Source organism: Bradyrhizobium sp. OK095 (genome assembly GCF_900109945.1).
Taxonomy (GTDB): Bacteria; Pseudomonadota; Alphaproteobacteria; order Rhizobiales; family Xanthobacteraceae; genus Bradyrhizobium.
Genome location: NZ_FOBX01000004.1, coordinates 328,811 through 349,546, shown reverse-complemented (window position 1 = coordinate 349,546; position 20,736 = coordinate 328,811). Strand labels below are relative to the sequence as shown.

The window sequence follows — 20,736 nt, the reverse complement described above, 5'->3', positions numbered from 1 at the left end:
GGAAGAAAGCAAACTACGCAACAGCCCGCCGTCCAATGATCGCAAAGCGCAGCTTGCTCGAGATGAAATCGATCGCGGCGACGGCGACCAGGATCATCAGGATCAGGAACGAGACCTTTTGCCATTCCAGCACGCGGATCTGCTCGGCGAGCTGGAGGCCGATGCCGCCGGCGCCGACAATGCCGATGATGGTGGCCGAGCGGGTGTTGGATTCGATGAAATAGAGCACCTGGCCGGCGATCACGGGGAGAACCTGCGGCAACAGGCCGAAGCGGATCTCATGCAGCGGGCTGCCGCCGGAGGCGCGGATGCCCTCGACCTGCTTCTGGTCGGCGCCCTCGAACGCCTCCGAGAACAGTTTTCCGAAGGCGCCGAAATCCGACACGGCGATGGCGAGTACGCCGGCGAACGGCCCGAGCCCGACCACGTTGATCCACACCAGCGCCCAGATCAGTGTGTCGACGCCGCGGATCGAATCGAGGAAACGGCGCACCGGGAAGCGCAGGATATTCGACGGCACGATGTTGCGCGCGGCCAGCAGGCTGACCGGGAGTGCGAAGACAGCCGCCAGCGTGGTGCCCAGCAGCGCGATCGACAGCGTCTCACCCAGCGCCTTCAGGTAGACCGGCAGCGAGGAGCCGGGATCCGGCGGGATCATCATCACGCTGATCCAGCCAAGTTGGCTCAGTCCTGCGAAGAACCGCGACGGCGAGAACTCGAGGTCGACGAGACCATATACGAAGATCGCGAACGCAGCGACGATCATCGCCGGCATGGCAAGTCGCGCCGAGGCCGGCCGATCAAACACATCCGGGTAGCGCGCGCGAAGCTGCGCGGTGTCGACCTCCTGCGGGCTCGTCACGTCCGTGCCTCCTTGCCGAACAGACGGCCGCGCAGCCAGCCGGTGCTGATATCGATGATGAAGACCGTGACGATGATGGTCAGCAGGATGGCGCTGACGTCCGAGTAGTAGAACTTGCGAATGGCGACGACGAGCTCCTGGCCGATGCCGCCGGCGCCGACAAAGCCCATCACGGAGGCTTCGCGGACGTTGATCTCGAAGCGCAGCAGCGCATAGCTGGCGTAGCCTGCGGTCACCTGCGGCACGATGGCGAAGCGCATGCAGGAGAGCCAGCTCGCGCCGGTCGAGCGGATGCCTTCGACCGGTTTCATGTCGGCATTCTCGACGATCTCCGAGAACAGCTTTCCGAGCGCGCCGGTGGAGTGGATCGCAATCGCGAGCACGCCCGCCATCGGCCCGAGACCGAAGGCGATCACGAAGATCAAGGCGAAGACGATGCCGGGGACCGTGCGGGCGAATTCAAGCAAACGCCGCACGACGAAGCGCAGCCAGGGCGAGGGCGAGGTGTTTTCAGCCGCGAGGAAGTTCAGGCAAAACGCGAGGGTCGCGCCGGTCAGCGTGCCGACATAGGAGATCAGCAGCGTCTCGCCCAACATCCTCAACCATTTGCGCAAGCCCCAGAACCATTCGCCGATATCGGTCCAGACGCGCTGACCGCTGTCGAGCGTGAAGATGCGGTCGAAATAGCTGACGAAGTTGCCGAAATAGGTGAAGAGCGTGCGCAGGTTCACTTCCGCGCCGAAGCCGGCGAGAACCAGCGCGGCGGCGAAGATCACGACTCCCAACAGGAGACGCAACCGCCTGCGTGCGACCGCCTGGCTATAGGCGGCATTGAGCACGGCGAGCTGCTGCTCGGGAAGGATCGAAACCGCGAGGGTCATCTGATCAGGGAGAGTGGCCGGTCAAAAGAGAAAGAGCCGGGTCCATCGACCCGGCTCCAGTGGCGTCGTCCTGAGATCAGGACGCCTTCTTCTTACGCAGCGCATCGACGAACTTGATCAGCTCGATCGTGCCATCCCAATCCTTGGTGGTGGCGGGATGAAAACCCTTCTTCTGGCCGTCGGAGAGGCGATCGAACGCGGCCTTGTCCTTGGTCGGCGCGTCGAAGAACGCCTTCGCGATCGCCGCCTTGGCGTCTTCCGGGAGTTCGGAGTTATAGGCATAGGGGCCGTTGATGATCGCCGCCGACTTGTGGATGATGCGGAAATCATCCTTCTTCATCGCCGAGCCGTCGGCATTCTTCAGCATGCCCTTGGTCAGCATCTGGGCCAACGTGGAATCGTCGTCGCTGGTCCACTGATTGGCGGCGACATCGACCGTGCCCTGCGACAGCGCCAGCAATGCGTTCTCGTGGCTGCCGGTGAAGACGACCTTGCCGAAATAGCTGTCGGCGTCGGCGATGCCCATCTTGTCAAGCTCGAAGCGCGGCACGTTGTTGCCGGACGTCGAGTTCGGGTCGACGAGGCCGAGATTCTTGCCCTTGAGCTGGTCCACGCTCTTGTAGGGGCTGCTCGCCTTGACGAAGAACATCGAGTAGTAGCCGGTCGAGCCGTCAGCGTTGATGTCGTTGGCGAAGGCGTCGGTCTTGACGCCGGTCAGGCGGGCGCGCGCGAACGAGGCCGAGCCGTAGCTGGCGATATGGATGTTGCCGGCGCGCTGGCCTTCGATGACAGCGGCGTAGTCGTTGGCGATGCGCAGCGTGACCTTCACGCCCAATTCCTTGGAGAGATAGCTCACGAACGGCGCCCAGCGCTCGGTAACGCCGGAGGCGTTCTCGGCCGGGACGACCGCGAAGGTCAGCTCCGGATATTTGGCTTTCCAGTCTTCGGCGGAAGCGGAGGCGGTGAACGCGAGCACGGCGGCGCCGGCAAGAACTAATCTGCGAGTGATCATGATACCCTCTTCATCGGTTGGGTCGGTTAACGCAAAAATTGGCAACTACAGAAGCGACGCGTGTTAGGCCGCCGCGGCCGTTCCGAGCGCCGGGACGCCTTCGGGCGCCGGTGCAGGCGTGCCGCCCATGACGTCGGCGGCTTCGAGATCGTAGAGCTCACGCGCAACGTGATCGGTCAACTCAGCCGGCGCGCCGTCGAACACAACGCGCCCCTGCGCCATACCGATCAGCCGGTCGCAATAGCTGCGGGCGAGATCGAGCGAATGCAGATTGCACAGCACGGTGATGCCGAAATGCTTGTTGATGCGCAGCAGCGCGTCCATCACGATCTTGGTGTTGCGCGGATCGAGCGAAGCGATCGGTTCGTCGGCAAGGATGATGTCGGGCTGCTGCACCAGCGCACGCGCGATTGCGACACGCTGCTGCTGGCCGCCGGAGAGCTGGTCGGCGCGCTGGGCGGCGAGCGAGGCGATGTCGAACTGTTCGAGCGCCGACATCGCCAGCGCCTCATCCTGCTCAGGCCAGGTCTGTGTAAGCGAGCGCCAGGCCGGCATCGTCGCAAGACGCCCCATCAGGACGTTGGTGAGCACATCGAGCCGGCCGACCAGGTTGAACTGCTGGAAAATCATCGCCGAGCGCGCGCGCCACTGCCGCAATTCCTTGCCACGCAGCGCGGTGACGTCGAGGCCGTCGAAAAGGATGCGACCCTGCGTCGGCGTCGCCAGACGATTGATCATGCGCAGCATGGTCGACTTGCCGGCGCCGGAACGCCCGATCACACCGACAAAGCCGCCAGGGGAGACTTGAAACGACGCGTCGTCCACCGCGGCTTTAGCGCCAAAGCGGCACGTCAAACCTTCAACCACCAGCATGCAGGGCTCCAGAGTAGCTGGGACCACCGCTAACGCCGGCGCTTGACACTTGTGTGACACACACGCTGCGGTGCGGCGATCCTACACACCTCGTCCCCTGTCATCGCCTCGTCATGACACCGTCATCAAGCCACTCGAAGAGGAACGCCCGCCCTCAGAGTTTCGGATACGACATGGCCGGCAAGGTGCTCTCAGTCCAACCGACTATCGACGCTTCCGCAAAGCTGCACGAGACCAGGTTAGGTGCCTATACCGAGGTCGGCGCGCGCACGATCCTGACCGAAGTCACGATGGGCGATTACTCCTATGTCGTGAACGATGCGCAGATCACCTACACCACCATCGGAAAGTTCTGCTCGATCGCGGCGATGACGCGGATCAATCCCGGCAATCATCCGATGCATCGCGCGACGCAGGCGCATTTCACCTATCGCTCGAGCGCCTATTTCCCGGGCGAGAGCGACGACACGGAGTTTTTTGACTGGCGGCGCCAGCATCATGTCCATATCGGCCATGACGTCTGGATCGGCCATGGCGCGATCGTGCTGCCGGGCCGCAATATCGGCACCGGCGCCGTGATCGCGGCCGGCGCCATCGTCACCAAGGACGTGCCGGCCTACAGCATCGTCGCCGGCAATCCGGCGCGAATCGTGCGGCGGCGTTTCTCGGAAGAGGTCGCAGGACGGCTTGCACGGCTCGCCTGGTGGGACTGGGATCACGACAAATTGCGTGCAGCCCTGCCCGATTTCCGCAAGCTCGGGATTGAAGATTTTCTCTCGACATATGAAGCACGGGCAAGCTCCTCAACCAGCAAACGAAGCGCGGTCGCGTGACAGACATATTCCTCGAGGGCGGCCGGGCCCTGATCGGCGCCGAGTTCGTCGAAACTTCGCTTTCCGTGTCCGGAACGGATATTGCGCAGGTTGATGCCTCTCGCGGCCGGGCGCGGCTGGCGATCGATGCGCGCAACCTGCTGGTGCTGCCCGGCATCGTCGATCTCCATGGCGATGCGTTCGAGCGGCAGATGATGCCGCGCGCCGGCGTCGACTTCCCGATCGACGTCGCGCTCGCCGATAGCGACCGCCAGGCGATCAGCAACGGCATCACCACGGTGTTTCACGCCACGACCTGCTCGTGGGAGCCGGGGCTGCGCAGCGCCGACAATGCGCGCGGCCTGATGGAGGCGATCGAGCGCCAGCGCCCGCAATTCGCCGCCGACACCCGTTTTCACCTGCGGCACGAGACCTACAATCTCGACGCCGAGGCCGAGATGAGCCAGTGGCTGGCTGAGGGCCGCGTCGACCTGTTCGCCTTCAACGACCACATGGACGGCACCGTCGCCGACATGGCCAAGCCTCGCAAGCGCAACCGCATGGTGGAGCGCACCGGGCTGTCGAGCGAGGATTTTGACAAGCTGGTCGGACACATCGTGTCTCGCGCGGCAGATGTGCCGGCCTCCGTGTCGCGGCTTGCCGCGGTCGCCCGCGCCGCCGAGGTGCGGATGCTCTCGCATGATGATGCGACGCCGGCGATGCGCGCGGACTATCGTGCCATGGGCGCTGACATCGCGGAGTTTCCGATCAATGAGGAGACGGCGCGGGCCGCGGCAAGCCATGGCGATGCCATCGTCTACGGCGCGCCCAACGTCGTGCGCGGCGGCAGCCATACCGGCTGGACCAGGGCATCCGACATGATCGCCAAGGGGCTCTGCTCGGTGCTGGCGTCGGACTATTATTATCCCGCGCAGCTGCTCGCCGCGTTCCGCCTCGCCGCCGATGGCGTGCTGCCGCTGGCGAAGTCCTGGGACCTGGTTTCCGCGGGGCCCGCACACGCGACCGACCTCACCGATCGCGGCGTGCTCGCGGCAGGGCGCCGCGCCGACATTCTGCTGGTGGACGATACCGTGCCGCTGCGACCGCGGCTGGTTGCCGTGATATCAGGCGGAAAGCTCGTGCATCTCACCGACGCGACGCGGCTGCTCCCCGCTGCGGCAGTGCCGCGCGAGGCTGTTGTTGCGGCCTAAACCGGTTATGCTCGGACGATGACAGGTTTTCCCCGCTACGCGATCTATTTTGCCGCAGGCAGCGACAGCGCCCTCTCCCGCTTCGGCGCCGAGCTGCTCGGCTACGATGCCTATACCGGCGACGAGCTGAGGTTTCCGCAGGACGCGCTGCACGTCGCCCCGGACTGGCGCGACGTCAGCGCCGACCCCCGCAAATACGGCTTTCACGCCACGCTGAAGGCGCCGATGGCGCTCGCGCCCGGCAAGACAGAAGCGGAGCTGATCGCGGCCTGCGCGGAATTCACCGCCAAGGCGCGGCCCGTCCCGGTGATCCGCCCCGTCGTCGATGCCATCAGCGGCTTCATTGCCGTCATTCCGGCCGAACCTGTCGATGCGCTCCAGCAGCTCGCCGCCGATTGCGTGCGGGATTTCGACGCATTCCGTGCAGGCCTGACCGCGGAGGACCGGGCCCGGCGCAGACCTGAGAAACTGAGTGAGCGGCAGTGCGATTATCTCGACCGCTGGGGATACCCGTACGTGATGGAAGAATTCCGTTTCCACATGACGCTGACGGGACGGCTGGATGCGGAGCGGCGCGGGCCGATCCTGGCCATGCTGCGGGACAGGTTTGCGGGGCTGAAGCGCGATGCGCTGGCGATCGATCGCATCGCGCTGTTCAGGCAGGATGATGCCAAGGCAAGATTCCGCATTGTCGGCGAGTGGCCGTTGGCGAGGTAGCCGGCAATATCCTCAAGCGTAGTTGCGCGCAAAGCTATTTCGTCAGCAGCGCGTATGCCCCGGTCCAGCCCTCCGGCGGCGGATTGATCTGGAAATCCTTGATCCGCGCTTCGTAAAGCCCGAACAACTTTGCAAGCGTGTCGGCGTCCTCGCTACGACGGCCGCGTTCGATGGCGTCGAGTGCGCCCTGCCAGTCGCGGCTGCGGTAGCAGCCAAGCATCTCGATGGTGATGTTGCGCAGGCGCTGGAACGGCCCCGAATGCACCACATCCTCGCGGCCGGCGATGGCGTAGATCACCTCCGGCTCGGTCTTGCCCTTGACCATGATGAAGTCGAGCTCGAGAATCGCGAACTTGTCCTTGGCGGCGAGCGCGGTGCTGGATCCGACGATGATCGGGAAGCCGTATTCCTTGGTCTGCCCTTCGAGCCGCGACGCCAGGTTCACGCAGTCGCCGAGCGCCGTATAGTTCTTGCGCAGATCGGAGCCCATGTTGCCGACGACGCCGGTCCCGGTATTGAGACCGATGCCGACATTAAGCGGGATGTAGACGTGACCGCCGTCTGCGGCTTCCTGCTCACGCTCCCTGTTCACCACATCGATCCGCTCCAGCATCTGGATCGCGGCCTCGCAGGCGTTGATCTCGTGCTGGGCGTCGTCAACCGGCGCGTTCCAGAACGCCATGATGGCATCGCCCATATACTTGTCGATACATCCCTTCCGCGCGGTGATCACGTCGGTGAGCGGCGTCAGGAAGCGGTTCATCAACGCGATGAGCCCTTGCGGATCGTGCTTGTAGCTCTCCGAGATCGTGGTGAAGCCGCGCACGTCGGAGAACATGATTGTCAATTCGCGCTCCTCGCCGCCGAGCTTGAGCTTCTCCGGCGTGAGCTGCTCGACCAGCTCCGGCGACAGATATTGCGCAAACATACCGCGGATTTCCTTCCGCTGGCGCTGCTCGCGCACGAAGCTGGCGAAGATCAGCGTCAGATAGATCGCGGTGGTCGAGAGCAGCGGATAGGTGAAGTCGATGAGGTAGCGGTACTGCGAATAGTAGAACCAGGACACGCCGATCAGGATGGCTGCGAATGTCGCCCCCGCGAGCACCAGCCGCACGGGCCCGAGATTCGGCGTGAAGATGATGACGAGCAGGCCGATGATCAGCGCCGCGATCAGCTCGACACCGAGCGCATAGTTCGGTTGCGAAATCACCGCGCGGCTCAGCACGCTTTCGAGCACCTGGGCGTGGATCTCGACGCCCGGCATGGTCGAGGACACCGGCGTGGTCTTGATGTCGTTCAGCCCGACCGCGGAGGTGCCGACCAGCACCAGCTTGCCTGCGATCTTGTCGGGCGGCACGGTGTTGTCGAGCACGTCGGCGGCGGAGACGTAGATCGAGGGATCCTGGCGGGCATAATGCACCCAGAGCTGGCCGTTCCTGTCGGTTGGGATCTCCATACCCTTGATACGGATGGCCTTCACGCCGGTCTTGTCGGTCCGTACCAGCAGCGTCGGCGTGCCCGTGACGACGCGCAGGATCTCGAGGCTGAGCGAGGGCATGATGTTGCCCTGGGCGCGCATGATCATCGGCACGCGGCGGATCAGACCGTCGCGCTCGGGCCTGATCGTGAACAGGCCGCGGCCGGCCGCGACCTTCTCGATCACGGGCACGTTGCGCAGCAGACCCGGGAATTCGAACAGGAAGCGCTCGGCGTTCTCCTCGCCGACGGTCGCGACGCCGGTGAAGGGCAGCGACTTGTCGACCTCGGCCGAGATCGCCCGCTGCCCGGTCTCGCCCAGCACCACGCTCGAGCGCTTGATGGCGTCTGCGAGGATCTGGTCGTTGCTCGGCAGCTCACGCAGCTTGGCGCGGGTGGCATCGTCCAGATAGCGCATCTGGCTTGCGACCTGATCCGGGTTGAGCCGGTCGGCCTCGGAAAACACCACGTCGAACCCGATCGCCACCGCGCCGTTGCTGGTGAGGTTCTGGATCAGGTCGGCGATCCGCGTGCGCGGCCACGGCCACTGGCCGAGCTGAGCAAGACTCTTGTCGTCGATGTCGACAATGGTGACCGGCCGCACCGTCTTGTGGCGCGGGTCGATCAACTGAAACATGTCGAAGGTGCGCAGCCGCAATTCCTGGACCGGCGGCGGGTCCCAGAGACGAATCCCGGCAAAGATGACCAGCAGCGCAAGACACATCAGCCGCGCAAAGCCGAACTTCCGCGCAAACCACCGCCGCAGGATCTTGAGACGTTTCATTCCGGTTGGATATCACGCTTTTGCGGTGAACGGCAGCGCGGATCGGTTATGCAGACGATCGGCGCTGTCTGGACGATCATCAGGGATGACTGATTATGAAGTCACTCGCCTGGACGCTGCTGACACCTTTCAGGAGAATCGTGTCTGCCGCATCGATCGTAATAAGGGTGTCGCCCCCTGAAGCAGCCACATGCTGCGCCATCCAGTCAGCCGTGTTGGAAGCCGTCACAACCGCCGACAGATCGATGTGGTCCGTACCGGATGTGAAGTTCACAACCGTATCGTGGTTCGATTTGGCTGCGAACACGAACTGATCCTGGTAGCCGGTGCCGAAGAACACGTCCTTGTCGGATGTGCCGGTGAGCGTCACCGGGCCTGCCTCGGTCAGGTTGAAGATCAAATTGACCGTGTCGGTCGCGTTGTGCCCGTCGGTCACGGTGATAGCGCCCGTGTCCGTGGCGAGCCCGTCGTTCGGCTCGGTGTAGGTCACTGTGAGAGCACCGGAATTCAACGAGGCGCTCACATTGGTACCCGAAACAGCGGTGGCGGCCGCCGTCAGCTCATTGGCGGTTGCATCGACGTCGCTCGCCGACAGGCCCTCGACAATTACGTGGCCGTTGTCGTCTGGCGCAGCGCTGACATCGCCGACGCTGATCACCGGCGCGTCGTTCGCGCCGGTCACGTCCACCGTGAGCGTCGCCGTGCCGATCGCACCGTGCGTGTCCGTTGTCTGGACCGTGAACGTATCGGTATAGGGTCCTTCCGGCAGCGCGTTGATCGCAGCCACATTCGGGACGTAGCTGTAGCTGCCGTCGGAATTGACCGTCAACGCGCCGTAATGTCCCCCAGCTGTCGTCGCAGCATGGTGATCCGCATTCAGGACCGCGTAGGTCAGCGTCGCCGTCTCGCCGGTATCAGCATCGGCGCCCGCCAGCTTCCCGGTGAGATTGGAGAAGCTGTCGGTCGCGGCCGTATCGGTGAGTGAGCCGATGTTGAGATCGGACAAGGTCGGCGTGTCGTTGGCACCGGTCAGGTCCACGGTGTATGTCGCGGTGGTGGCCGCGCCGTGCGCGTCGGAGACCTGGACCGTGAAACTGTCCGAATAGTGGGAGCCTTCCGGCAGCGCGTTGATCGACGCCGCGTCAGGCACGTAGGTATAGCTGCCGTCGGCATTGACCGTGAGCGACCCATACAGACCCGCCGCCGTCCCATGACTATCGGCATTCAGGACCGAATAGGTCAGCGTGTCGCCGGTGTCGGCATCGGTTGCGACCAGTTGGCCGGTGAGATCGAGGAAGTGATCCGCGATGGCCGTGTCGGTGAGCTTCCCGATGCTGCCATCGGACAATATCGGCGCGTCGTTGGCACCGGTCACGTTTACCGTGAATGAAGCCGTGCCGACAGCATCGTGCACGTCCTTGGTCTGGATCGTGAAAATATCCGCATGATTGCCTTCCGAGAGCGCGTTGATCGCAGCCGCATTCGGAACGTAAGTGTAGGTGCCATCGGGATTGACCGTCAGCGAGCCGTACGAGCCCTCCAACGTCCCGTGACTATCCGCGTTCTGGACGGCGTATTTCAGCGTCGCCGTCTCGCCATGGTCGGCGTCGGTCCCGACCAGCGTCCCCGTGATGTCAGAGAAGTTGTCGGCGATGGCCGTATCGACGAGCGGCCCCTTGGTCACATCAGCCAATGTCGGCGCGTCATTCTTTCCAGTGATGGTGATCGTGACGTCGGTCGTGGCGGTCTTGCCCTGGCCGTCATCGAGCGTGATGGTGGAGACGACCTTCGCGGTCTGGCCCTCGCCGAGGAAATCGAGCGCGTTGTCGGCAATCGAATAGTGCCAGCTGACGGTGCCGTTGTTCTTGCCGGTCAGCTCATAGGTCAGCGCGTTGTTCAACGCGTCGATCTCGGCGGTCGTCAGCGACGCGGTGAGGTCGGTGGTGCCGTTGGCGGCGAGTGAGGTTACGGCCTGATCGACGTGCGTCACCGTCGGACGGTCGGTCAAGTCGATGTCGGTGAAATCGATCGAGCCGGCCGCGGCGGGCGTCGGGTCGAACGAGGAGTCCCCGGTGGTATCAGCTTGTTCGGAGAAGCTCGCGGTCAGCTGCGCCGTGTCCGTGGTGGTGATCGTCGGCGCGTCGTCAGCCCCGTGGATCGTGATGAGCGTGTGGCCACTCTCATCGCTGCCCGCAAAATGTGCACCGCGATAGTCTCCGACGAGGGTCAGGCTGATGGTCTTGTTATCGTCACCGGTGACCGTCAGCACACCGCCGCTCTCGGGATGATCGGCATCGGCGACATAGACCGCGCTGGTGCCGAGCCCGTACTTGATCGTCGTCAGGTCGATCTTGTCGTTCGCGGACAGCTCCGCGATCGATCCACCGAAGGTCGACGTGTCGATCTGAAGCTCGGCGCCATCGCCGGCGAGTGTGATCGTCTGAGAGACCGTATCCTTGACGTCGAGCAACGCGCCGGCATCGACGGTGACCGAGCCCGTGCCGGATAGCGAGCCGAACAGCGTCAGCTCCCCATTATGGACTTCGACGGTGCCGGTATTGGTGATGATGCCCGAGATCGACGCCGTGCCCCAACTGTCGATATCCGCATAATTGTCGATGCTCAGCCCGGTCCCGGAAATCGAGGCGCCGTGAAGGTCAATCTCACCATGGTTGACGATCGACGATGCATCGCCGAACACGCCGCTGCCGGAGACGGTCCAAATCCCCGTCGCCTCGTTGTTGAACGTGGCGGTGGCGACCGAGATGTTGCCGTTGATGTGGCCGGTATTGTTGATCGTGATCTCGCCGCCGGTCTCGACGATCGCATAGGTCGTCGAGGCCACGCTCGCAGCGTCAGGCCCGATGGTGCCGGAATTGTCGATCGTCGCCGTGCCGGTGGTGTTCTCCTCGATGGAGATCGCCGCGACACCGTCGGCACCAACCACCGAGCCGGTGTTGGTGATGTGGGTCGAGCCAGTCGCGCCCGCATCATTCTGGTCGACACTGATGCCGAACGAGGTCGTGCCGGCGATGTGCCCGTTATTCGTGATGGTGACAGCGCCGTCGCCATGGGAGACGACATCGAGACCGACCGCGCCGGAGACGCCGCCGCCGATGGTTGCCGTGATATCGCCCACACCGGCCACGCTGTCGTGCAGCACGATGCCGTTGCCGTTCTGGCCGGTGACGTCGCCAACAGTCGTCAACGAGATGTCGCCGATGCCGTTCTGGGTGACGACGATGCCGTTGGTCGCACCGGTCAGGGCGCCGGTCGGCGTCAGCACGATGTTGCCGTGGCTGCCGGCGGTCCCGCCCGATGCGGTGAAATCGAGCGCATCGCCCTTCGAGGTCGTGACGTTGCCGGCCCCGGTGACGTTGAACGTGCCGCCGGCCGACGATGCACCCGTTATGGTGCCGCTAAAGTCATGGCTCGTCTTGTCGAGCTGGAGCGTATTGGTACCGCCGGCGAAGGTGACGGCCTGCACGTCCGCGCCGCCGAGCTCCAACGTTGCCGTGTCGTCGACGATCAGCGTACCCACACCGGTGACGCCGCCGGAAAGATTCAGCGTACCGGTCTGGACCTCGATGGTGCCGGTGTTGGTGACGCTGGCCGAGACCGTGTTGTTGCCGGAGACGCTGTAGAGATTGCCGGCATTGGTCAGGCTGCCGCCGTTGATCGAGACGTCGGTCAGATAGAGTTTCGACGTGCCGTCAACCGTGATCGTTGCGCCGGTGTTGGTGACGGTGGCTGCCGTCAGCTTCAGTGCACCGCCCGTGACCACCTCGATCAGGCCGTGATTGGTGATGGCGTGGAGAGTAGCGGGATCGATCGTCAACGTGCCGCTGGTGACGGAGATCGTGCCGGTGCCGGCGATGGTAATGTCGGCGCTGTCGATGGCGCTCGTGCCGGTCGATTCCAGCGTGCCCGCGACCGTCACCGTGCCGCCGTCGATCGTTGCCCCGACGAGATCGAGCGTGGAGCCCGACTCAACCGACACCGTACCGCCGGTATTGGTCACCGTCATTCCGATCAGCTTCAGCATGCCGTCGTTGATGGCGGTCAGCGTGCCGGTGTTGGTGACGGCCTCGTGGTCGATGTCGAGCTCGCCGACGTTGGCCTGAAGCGTGCCGGCATTGGCGATGGTGGCCGAGGTGCTAGCGGCGAGCGTCAGCAGACCGCCGATCGCTTCGAGCAGGCCGTTGTTGGTGATGGAAGCATTGGTAACGGTGCTGGTGCTGGTCGAATCCAGCGTGCCGGACACGGTAAGCGCGCCACCGGTCAGGCTCGCACCGTTCAGCGTCAGCTTCTTGCTCGTATCGACATTCACGGCGCCGTGGTTGGTGATCGCGGTGCCCGCAACCGTCGCGTCGCCGAATGTCAGCGCGTAGCCGCTCTCCACCGTGACCGCGCCCTGATTCAGGGTCGCATCGCCGCCGATCTTGCTGTCGCCGGTGACGTCGATCGTGCCGCCGAGCGCGCCGCTGTAATTATTGATGGTGCCGCCCGATATCTCGGTGCCGGACAGCGTCAGCGTCTTGCCATCGTCGATCTTGATGACATGGCCGGTGTTGGTGACGATATCGTTGAGCAGCGTCGCTGCGCCGGCGATCTCGAGCGTCCCGTTGTTGGTGATCGCGCCCTTGGTCGCGCTGGAAGTGCCCTGGATCGTGGCACCGTCCTTGAGCATGACCGTGTTGGCGAGCACGACGCTGGACTTGTCGGTGACGACCGTGCCGGAGACGGTGACGCCGTCCAGCGTCAGCGCGGCATCGGCGGTGATCGTGCTGATGCTGACCGTGGCCCCGCCGTCGATCTTGCTGGCGCCGGTGACGTCGATCGTGCCGGCGCCCTGGATGGCGCCGCCGCTGATCGTGGCGAGGTCCAAGGTCAAAGTGCCAGCGTCATCGACGATCACGTGGCCGCTTGAATTGGCAACCGTCGAGCTCTTGTCGATCGCAAGCGCAGCGCCCGCCAGCACTTCGATGGAGCCGGTATTGGTGACGGTCTCGTAATCCAGCGCATTGCCGGTGCCGCTGACCTTCAGGGTGGCGTTGTTCTTGAGAAAGCCGTCGCTCAGAATCGCATTGCCGGTGAGATCAAGCTCGCCGTTATTCGTGACCGTACCGACGCCCGACAAGGTGGTCGATATGACGTCAGTACCGCCGGAGGAATCGCTCGTCCCGGCATTGAGTGAGGGCACTCCGCGAAAGGCACCGTCGATCGTTGCGCCGTTGACGGTCAGCTTGCCGCTGGCGTCGACGGTGACCGCGCCGTTATTCGTGACGCTGGAGCCCTGATCGATGGTCAGCCAGCCGTTTGCCAGCACCTTGATCGTGCCGCTGGTCGTATTGGACACGGTCTCGTGGGCGAACTCGACCGTGCCCTCGACTTTGACCGTGCCGGAAGTGTTCAGCGTGCCGTTCTCGATCAGGCTGGTGCCATCGAGCTCCAGCGTGCCCAGAATGGCGACGGTGCCGCCGTCGACAGTCGCAGTATCGACGATCAGGGTCGTGCCGGCATCGGCCCTCAGCAGACCGCCGGCATTATGGATCTCGGCCAGCGTTGTCAGCGTGCCACCCGACAGCTCGATCGTGCCGGAATTGGTGATCGCGGTGCCTTTGGCGAAATCGCCGCCGCCCGCGAGCGTCAACCAGCCGGCATTGGTGAGCACGCTCGTGCCCAGAATCTCGGCCTTGCCGCCGACATTCATCACGCCGGTACCCGAGTTCGTGAATTTCGAGTCCGCGCTCATGCTGAGCGCGCCTGATATCGTCAGCAAGCTCTTGTTGATCACTTCCGGCGGCGGGCCGCCAAAGTCGTTCATCGTGATCGACTTGGCATAGGCGGCCGCGTCGATCGTCACCGGATAGGACGGGGTCAGGCCGTGCAGCTGATCGGTGATGACGATGACGTCGTCATTGATGGTCGGGACCGTGCCGGTTTCCCAGTTGGCCGCGTCCTTCCAGAAGCCGCCGGGGGGCGCGCCGGCCTTGTCGGTCGCGATCCACACCACCGCGGGCGCGTCGGTGCCGGTGATCGTGACGGTGATGGTCTGCTGCGAAATGGCGCCCTGCGAGTCCGTGAGCGTCACGGTGTAGACCAGCGTCAACACCCCATCCTTCGGGATGAAGTCGGCGAGATACACCGGCAGATCGGCCAGCGACCAGTTGATGGTGCCTGTGCCGGTACCCTTGCTGTCGGCGCCCGCCGCGATCGCAGCCGACATTGCGCTCTGGAACAGCGCGAGCGGCCCCGGCGGCACGGTGCCACCAGGCAGGCTCGCGCTTGTCAACGCGACGGACACCGTGTGCGTGTCGGTGAGATCGACATCCTTGAAAATCAACGTCCCCGACGTCGGCGCGTCGCTGGTGAGCGGGCCACCCGGCACGCTGGTGCCGCCTTCAAAGGTGATGGTGGGAACGCTGGTGGTGATCACCGGCTTGTCGTTGGTGCCGGTGATCGTGATGGTGATGGGGATGTGCGCGGTTTCGGGATTGACCCCGAAATTATTATCCACGCTGACAATGTAGGTCAGCGTTAGCGTTTCGCCGGCCCCCAGGAAATCGAAGGCGTGGTCGGGGACCGTGTAGGTCAGGGTCGCCGAACCGTTGTTGTTGTTGCCGCCGTCGGCGACGACACTGATCTTGATCTGCGTCGCCGCTATGTCCTGCTTCTGGAGAGCAGTGAGTGAGGCGGTGACGTCGTGATGGCCGGAGTCCGTATAGGTGTATTTCGATGCATCGAGGTCCACCGACACTGTCGGCCGGTCGCCCAGGTTTTGGTCGACGAAGTTGACCCGGAAGATGATCGTATCAGGAGGCACGGCGTCGCCGGTGGTGTCCGCGCGGTCGCCAGTTGCGTTTGCGTGCTCGGTCACCTTGAACCCAGTCACCACATTGCCGTTGGCATCGAGGACGCTCGCGAAGGGTGCGCCGGGAAAGCGGTCGCCCCCCGTGCCCGTCCCACCCTGCCCCGGACCGCCGCCATTGTTGGAGGTGTTGGTGAAGGTCGCGGTCGCGGTGGCACCGGTGTCCGTCTTGATGAAGACGATGTTGCCGTCCTGCGTGATGGTGTCGGTGAAGTTCGTCGTCAGCTTGGTGTTGGTGTTGTTGTCGGTGAACTTCAGCGTGAACACGTCGGTGATCAGCTTCTGAATGTCCGGCGACATCAGCGCATTGGTGATCGAGACGTTGCCGCCGCTGATCTGGATCATCTGGCCGGCCTGGTTGACCGTCGCGATCGGCAGCAGCGTGACCTTGTCGAACAGGATGTAGGAGCCGGTCGTACCGTTCGGCTCGACCAGCACCTGGAAGCTCACCTGCGGCTGCGGATCGCCGCCGCCGGCGGGAACGACGAAGTTGATCTGGTTCAACACCGCCGTGCCGCGGATGCCCATGGTGGCGACCGGCGTGTCGATCTTCATATCGCCGTGCTTGGCGGTCTCGCCGGCGACGAAGGTGATGGTGCCCGCGACCAGGCTGAGCAGCGAGGAATTGTTCGACCCGTTGGGGTCGTAGACCATCTCGTTCAGCACCATCCGCGCGTTGGAGGACAGGCCGAACACGGTGCCGTCGATAAACGTGATGCCGAGCGTCGAGTCGCCGCCGGTCGAGACCACGTCGCCCTTCTCGACATTGTCGCCGTTGTTCAGGATGACCGAGACGCCGTTGCGGACCGCGGTCGCGCTGCCGGAGAGTTTGGTGACGTGGCCGATCACCTGGGCCGCGGCAATGCCGCCAGCAGCCTGCGCATATTGCACATGACCCGTGAGCGCGTTGACGATATCGCCGGTGAGGTGGGCACCATCGGGCGAGGCGATCGCCGCGCGCTTGTCACCCCTGAAGTAGTCGTGAACGACGAGCTCGTGACCGTCGTGGGAGACCACGAGGTCGGCGCCGGCGCGTTTGTACTCGCCGTGAAAGATCAGGTTCGGGTCGGCAACAACGACCGCGCCTTCGGGCACGTGACCGTGCGCTTTGGCGGTAAAGGAATCGACATGGAGATCGGCGGGCGAGCGGGAACCCTGGCCGTCCAAGGAAATCGCGGCGTCAAATTTGCCAGCGTAATTCAACCGGGCACCGTAAAAGGAGTTAAAATTTAAGTAAGTATCGACCGCCTAAGCTTGCTTAGCATTACCAAGTCCTTAGCGAAACCATCTATTGCTTGTGTGATTTCGCATCACTTGGCGATGGGAGCCCCAGGAGCGAGGTGCCTTCGTAGAGAAGCCGAAGTAGTTATTTGAATACATTGAAGTCGAATTCGGCTCATTTTCGCGCATTTCCAGTCATCCAAAGTAATCAGACGCACAAATCGGGCAGCGGATATTTGTGTTATCTTTCCTTCGTGGTGCCCCGCAACATCCTGCGGCAAATACGGAGTTAAATCTGTGAGCCAACTAACAGAACCCGTGAAATAGCGGGCCGTTAGCCATAGGACGCAGAATCGGCTCTCCCACAACTTGTGCCTGCAATTGGTTCCATTTCGCGGCAACCGGGCCCCTCTTAGCCCGCGAATCGTAAAATTTTACGCAATTTGGGCAGCCCCGTTTCAGCGTGTCCCACGGTTTTGGGACCCCTGCCGGGCGCGTTAAGCAGAACAAAACAGCCCGTCTCGCACTATCTCAGCGAAAGCAACAAAGCCCGGCACGACGAGGTCGAGGGGGACCTGGCGAAGCCGGAAGGGGATGTCAGATGGAGACCGCTACTCGCTCGCGCGCCTGGCGCGCAATCATTGTCCTGTGCGGATTGATCCTGTTTGGGTCGGCCGCCGATCTTCGCGCAGGCACGCTGCTGTCACCCGGCGCCGGCGTCCTCGTGCGCAAATCCGCCGAGCCGTTCGGCGTGTTCGCCTTTGCCATCTCGTCCGGCAGTCTCCAGCAGAAATGGTTGACGCTGAAGCAGAAGCTCGACGACGACATGGTGCAGCTCGCGCTGTGCGACGGCGATCGCGACAATTGCGTGTCGCCCGCGGCGCTGAAACTGCTCGCCATCGTCGACCAGGCCCGCAACCGTGACGGCCGCGCGAAGCTCGGCGAGACCAACCGTGCCATCAACCTCGCCATTCGCGCCGCCGATGACGGCATCGACGACGTCTGGAGCTCGCCGCTTGCGACCTTCGCCCGCGGCGCCGGCGACTGTGAAGACTATGCCATCGCCAAGCTGGCCGCACTGCGGCTCGCCGGCATCGCCGCTGAGGACCTCCGCATCGTCGTGGTGCGCGACGTCAGGGCCGGCGAAGACCATGCCGTTGCTGCAGCAAAGCTCGACGGCCACTGGCTGATGCTCGACAACCGCCGCATGGCGATGGTCGAGGACGACGACGCGCGGAGCTACCAGCCGTTGTTCGTGCTCTATCAGTCCGCCGTAATGAAATATGTCGACGAGCCCGTGCGGTTCTCTATGGTCGCCGCCGATTGATCTTGTGGCCCGGATCGCGCCTCGCTCCATCCGGGCTACATTCATCCACCACAAACCCATTCCACCACACGATCCGGAACGCTAGCATGGCGCCTTCGATACGGGGGCGACTGGAATGCGGTTCATCGTGCTGACTGTACTTGCGCTGCTGGCGCTCCCGGCGACGCCTGCGTCCGCGCAATCCGGCCCGTCCGACCGCTCCATCGCCGACAGACTGCCGCAGTTCGCAAAAAACAACTGCCAGCAGATCCGCGATCCCGGCAATCAATTGTTCTGTGGTGACACCGAGCTGAGCACCGCCGCCGACAAGCTCAGCACCGCGATCGAAGCGCGGCTCTCCCGCCTGCCCGACCGCCTGCCCGGAATCGAGGAGAACGCAATCTGGACCCGCCAGCGCAATCTCGGCTGCGGCATCGTCGGCCAGACCGCGATCCGCACCGACGATTTCGATCGGGTGAGGGCGTGCCTGCTCAAGGTCACCGAGGAGCGCGCCGCGATCCTGCGCGATCCGGATTTCGATTGTCTGGCGGCCAACACCGCGGCGGGCGCGGTGATCTGCGCGGACCCGTCGCTGGCGCTGGCCGAAACGGAGCTCAACAGCCAGGTGCTCGGCCTGATCGGCAAGCTCGACCCGACCGCGGCACGCTTTGCCTTCGCCGAATACGGAAGGTGGACGCGAGAGCGCGATCGCAAATGCAATCTCGTCGGCAAGGAGAACGTGCCGCTTCAGGAGCTCGGGCCCGCGGAAGATTGTCTCGGCGACTATCTGAAGCACAAGACCGGCGAGATCGCCGCCGCAAAAGGGGATCCGAAGAAAGTGTTCGGCCGGCAGGTCGCGGCCCGCATCCCCGACACCGACGCCGTCGATTTTTGCGCCGCGCGCATCCACGCGGCCAATTCCTGCGGCAATTTCCTGCGCATCAACCGCGTCTACGCGCTCGACAGCCAAGTGACCGACCAGGAGGCGCAGGTCACGGGCGAGATCGAGATGGTCGTGCTGGCGCCGTTCACCACCTGCAGCAAGGTCGCGTCGAACTGCACCGGCACCTGCTGGGACCCCAGGACCGGCCTTCCGCGGCCGGGCGCCGGCAATAGAGAACGCTCCGGCGAGGCCTTCAACGTCACGCGCCGCCTGAGAATCCAGCGGACCTTTGCCTTCGTCAAAACCGCAGATGGCTGGCGATGCCGGGAAGACGAACTGGCGCCCGTGAACTCGGGCACCGCAGGCGGGGGATCGTAGGATGTCTCCCCTCTCTTTCTTCCTTCTCCCCTTGTGGGAGTGGCGCGAAGCGCCGGATGAGGGGTTGTCTCCACTCGCTAGACTGCTCGTGAAGATAGAGACCCCTCACCCGGCTCGCCGCTATGCGGCGATCCACCCTCTCCCACAAGGGGCGAGGGTGCACCGTTCGTGCGGCGAGAAACACCAGATCAAAACATCAGATTGTCCTTCACCAGAACCCAGCGGCCGCCCTTGACCTGCTGCACCTGGGTTATGGTGTTGGCGAGGTGGTCGGTCTTGGAGAACTTCGTCGCGGGTGAGGAGAAGATGTCGAGGAATTTCTCGCCCGATTCCAGCGAGTCCAGCATCTTCTGTCCGGTCAGATCCTTGCCCGCCTTGTCGGCGTAGAACGCAAACGTCATGACTGCGTTGTAGCCGATGATGGCCTGCGTATTGGCTTCGGTGCCGAACATCTTCTTGTAGTTGACAATCCAGTCCTTCACCTTGCCCTTGGCCGTGTCCTCATAGGGGATCTCGAACAGGCTCGCTGCATAGAGCCCTTCAACCGCCTCCTTGCCCAACGTCGGCACTTCCAGCACGTTGGTTGGCGAGGCACCAAGGAAGGTGACGTCCCAACCGAGCTTCTTTGCCTCCGTCATGGCGCCGATGGTTTCGCGGATCACGGTGCCGAGCACCACGATATCGCAGCCATCAGACTTCATCTTGGCGACCTGCGCACTGAAGTCGGAAGCACCGCGCTTGTAGCTCGTCACCGAGGCCGCCTGCACCTTCATGGCCGCGAGCTGCTGGGTGAAGCCATCAAGCACGTTTTTGCCGTACTCATCGTCCTGATGCATGATGCAGGGCTTCTGAAAGTTCTTCGACACCATCATATATTTGAGCGCGGCGCGCGTGCTGTCGACGTAAGGCAGCAGATTGTTGAACTTCAACCGCTCCTGCGGCTTAGCCGGATCGAACTTGTAGGTGAACTCAGCCGCCGTCAGCGGAAACAGCTGCAGCACGCCGGCATCGAACAGGATATCCTGCGCGGCGAGAGTCGGCGCCGAGCCCATCGAGCCGATCATGACAAAAATCTTGTCGCGCTCGACCATCTTCTGCGAGGCCAGCACGCCCTTCTTCGGATCGTAGCCATTGTCCTCGAGGATCATCTTGATCTTGCGGCCCTGGATGCCGCCGGTGGCGTTGATCTCCTCGACCGCCATCTTCATGCCGTTGGAAACCGGCACGCCCCAGACCTTGATCGGGCCCGACAGGTCCTGATGGGTGCCGATGACGATCTCGTTTACAGAAATACCTTCATTGGTGACTTTGGTTTGCGCAGAAGCCGGCAGGCTGGTGAGCGCTACCGCGCCCATCGCAAGGCCGAGCGCCCTCAACGATATCGACATTGACGTCTCCTCTCCTAAAGGCCCGTGTTGTGCGCGAAGGGCGGGGCCATCGCTGCTTCGC

12 protein-coding genes are annotated in these 20,736 nt (G+C 63.5%); 5 read left to right on the top strand and 7 right to left on the bottom strand.

The features are described 5' to 3' along the window. Positions 1-13: 13 nt before the first annotated feature. The 4 genes from phnE (BMW89_RS13650) to phnC form a co-directional block, all read right to left on the bottom strand. Positions 14-862 carry a phosphonate ABC transporter, permease protein PhnE gene (gene phnE, locus BMW89_RS13650; protein ID WP_092027057.1) on the bottom strand — a complete coding sequence of 283 codons (849 nt, stop codon included), beginning with the start codon at positions 860-862 and terminating at the stop codon, positions 14-16. Further along, complete coding sequence (gene phnE, locus BMW89_RS13645; RefSeq protein WP_092027055.1) at positions 859-1,743, bottom strand: phosphonate ABC transporter, permease protein PhnE; 885 nt, start codon at positions 1,741-1,743, stop codon at positions 859-861. Before phnE (BMW89_RS13645) ends, phnE (BMW89_RS13650) begins: the two co-directional genes overlap by 4 nt. 76 nt (positions 1,744-1,819) lie before the next feature. After that, positions 1,820-2,755: a phosphonate ABC transporter substrate-binding protein gene (gene phnD / locus BMW89_RS13640; RefSeq protein ID WP_092027053.1), complete on the bottom strand. Its 936-nt coding sequence runs from the start codon at positions 2,753-2,755 to the stop codon at positions 1,820-1,822. Between the two features lie 63 nt (positions 2,756-2,818). Continuing rightward, a complete protein-coding gene (gene phnC / locus BMW89_RS13635; RefSeq protein WP_092027052.1) occupies positions 2,819-3,628 on the bottom strand; it encodes a phosphonate ABC transporter ATP-binding protein in 810 nt (269 codons plus the stop codon). Between the two features lie 173 nt (positions 3,629-3,801). Here phnC and BMW89_RS13630 point away from each other — a divergent pair, with 173 nt between their 5' ends. From BMW89_RS13630 to BMW89_RS13620, 3 genes are read left to right on the top strand one after another with little or no spacing between them, the layout of a single operon-like run. Next, positions 3,802-4,461 (top strand): LbetaH domain-containing protein, encoded by a 660-nt coding sequence (locus BMW89_RS13630; RefSeq protein WP_092027050.1) that lies wholly within the window; start codon positions 3,802-3,804, stop codon positions 4,459-4,461. Next, positions 4,458-5,651 (top strand): alpha-D-ribose 1-methylphosphonate 5-triphosphate diphosphatase, encoded by a 1,194-nt coding sequence (locus BMW89_RS13625; RefSeq protein ID WP_092027048.1) that lies wholly within the window; start codon positions 4,458-4,460, stop codon positions 5,649-5,651. The genes BMW89_RS13630 and BMW89_RS13625 overlap by 4 nt, the downstream gene beginning before the upstream one ends. A gap of 18 nt (positions 5,652-5,669) precedes the next feature. After that, positions 5,670-6,368, top strand: a complete 699-nt coding sequence (locus tag BMW89_RS13620) for a DUF1045 domain-containing protein (protein WP_092027046.1) — start codon at positions 5,670-5,672, stop codon at positions 6,366-6,368. Between the two features lie 34 nt (positions 6,369-6,402). Here the strand turns inward: BMW89_RS13620 and BMW89_RS13615 are convergent, their stop codons facing one another. Next, on the bottom strand, positions 6,403-8,628 hold the full coding sequence (locus BMW89_RS13615; RefSeq protein WP_092027044.1) for a CHASE2 domain-containing protein: 2,226 nt from the start codon (positions 8,626-8,628) through the stop codon (positions 6,403-6,405). 79 nt (positions 8,629-8,707) lie between these two features. Continuing rightward, positions 8,708-16,702, bottom strand: a complete 7,995-nt coding sequence (locus BMW89_RS13610; protein WP_092027042.1) for a VCBS domain-containing protein — start codon at positions 16,700-16,702, stop codon at positions 8,708-8,710. 619 nt (positions 16,703-17,321) lie between these two features. Between BMW89_RS13610 and BMW89_RS13605 the strand changes: the two genes are divergently transcribed. After that, positions 17,322-18,047, top strand: coding sequence for a transglutaminase-like cysteine peptidase (locus tag BMW89_RS13605; RefSeq protein WP_092027040.1), 726 nt, complete (start codon positions 17,322-17,324; stop codon positions 18,045-18,047). 115 nt (positions 18,048-18,162) lie between these two features. Beyond that, on the top strand, positions 18,163-19,287 hold the full coding sequence (locus tag BMW89_RS13600; RefSeq protein ID WP_092027038.1) for a lysozyme inhibitor LprI family protein: 1,125 nt from the start codon (positions 18,163-18,165) through the stop codon (positions 19,285-19,287). Between the two features lie 188 nt (positions 19,288-19,475). Here BMW89_RS13600 and BMW89_RS13595 read toward each other — a convergent pair whose 3' ends face one another. Next, positions 19,476-20,675 (bottom strand): ABC transporter substrate-binding protein, encoded by a 1,200-nt coding sequence (locus BMW89_RS13595; protein ID WP_092027036.1) that lies wholly within the window; start codon positions 20,673-20,675, stop codon positions 19,476-19,478. Positions 20,676-20,736: the final 61 nt, after the last annotated feature.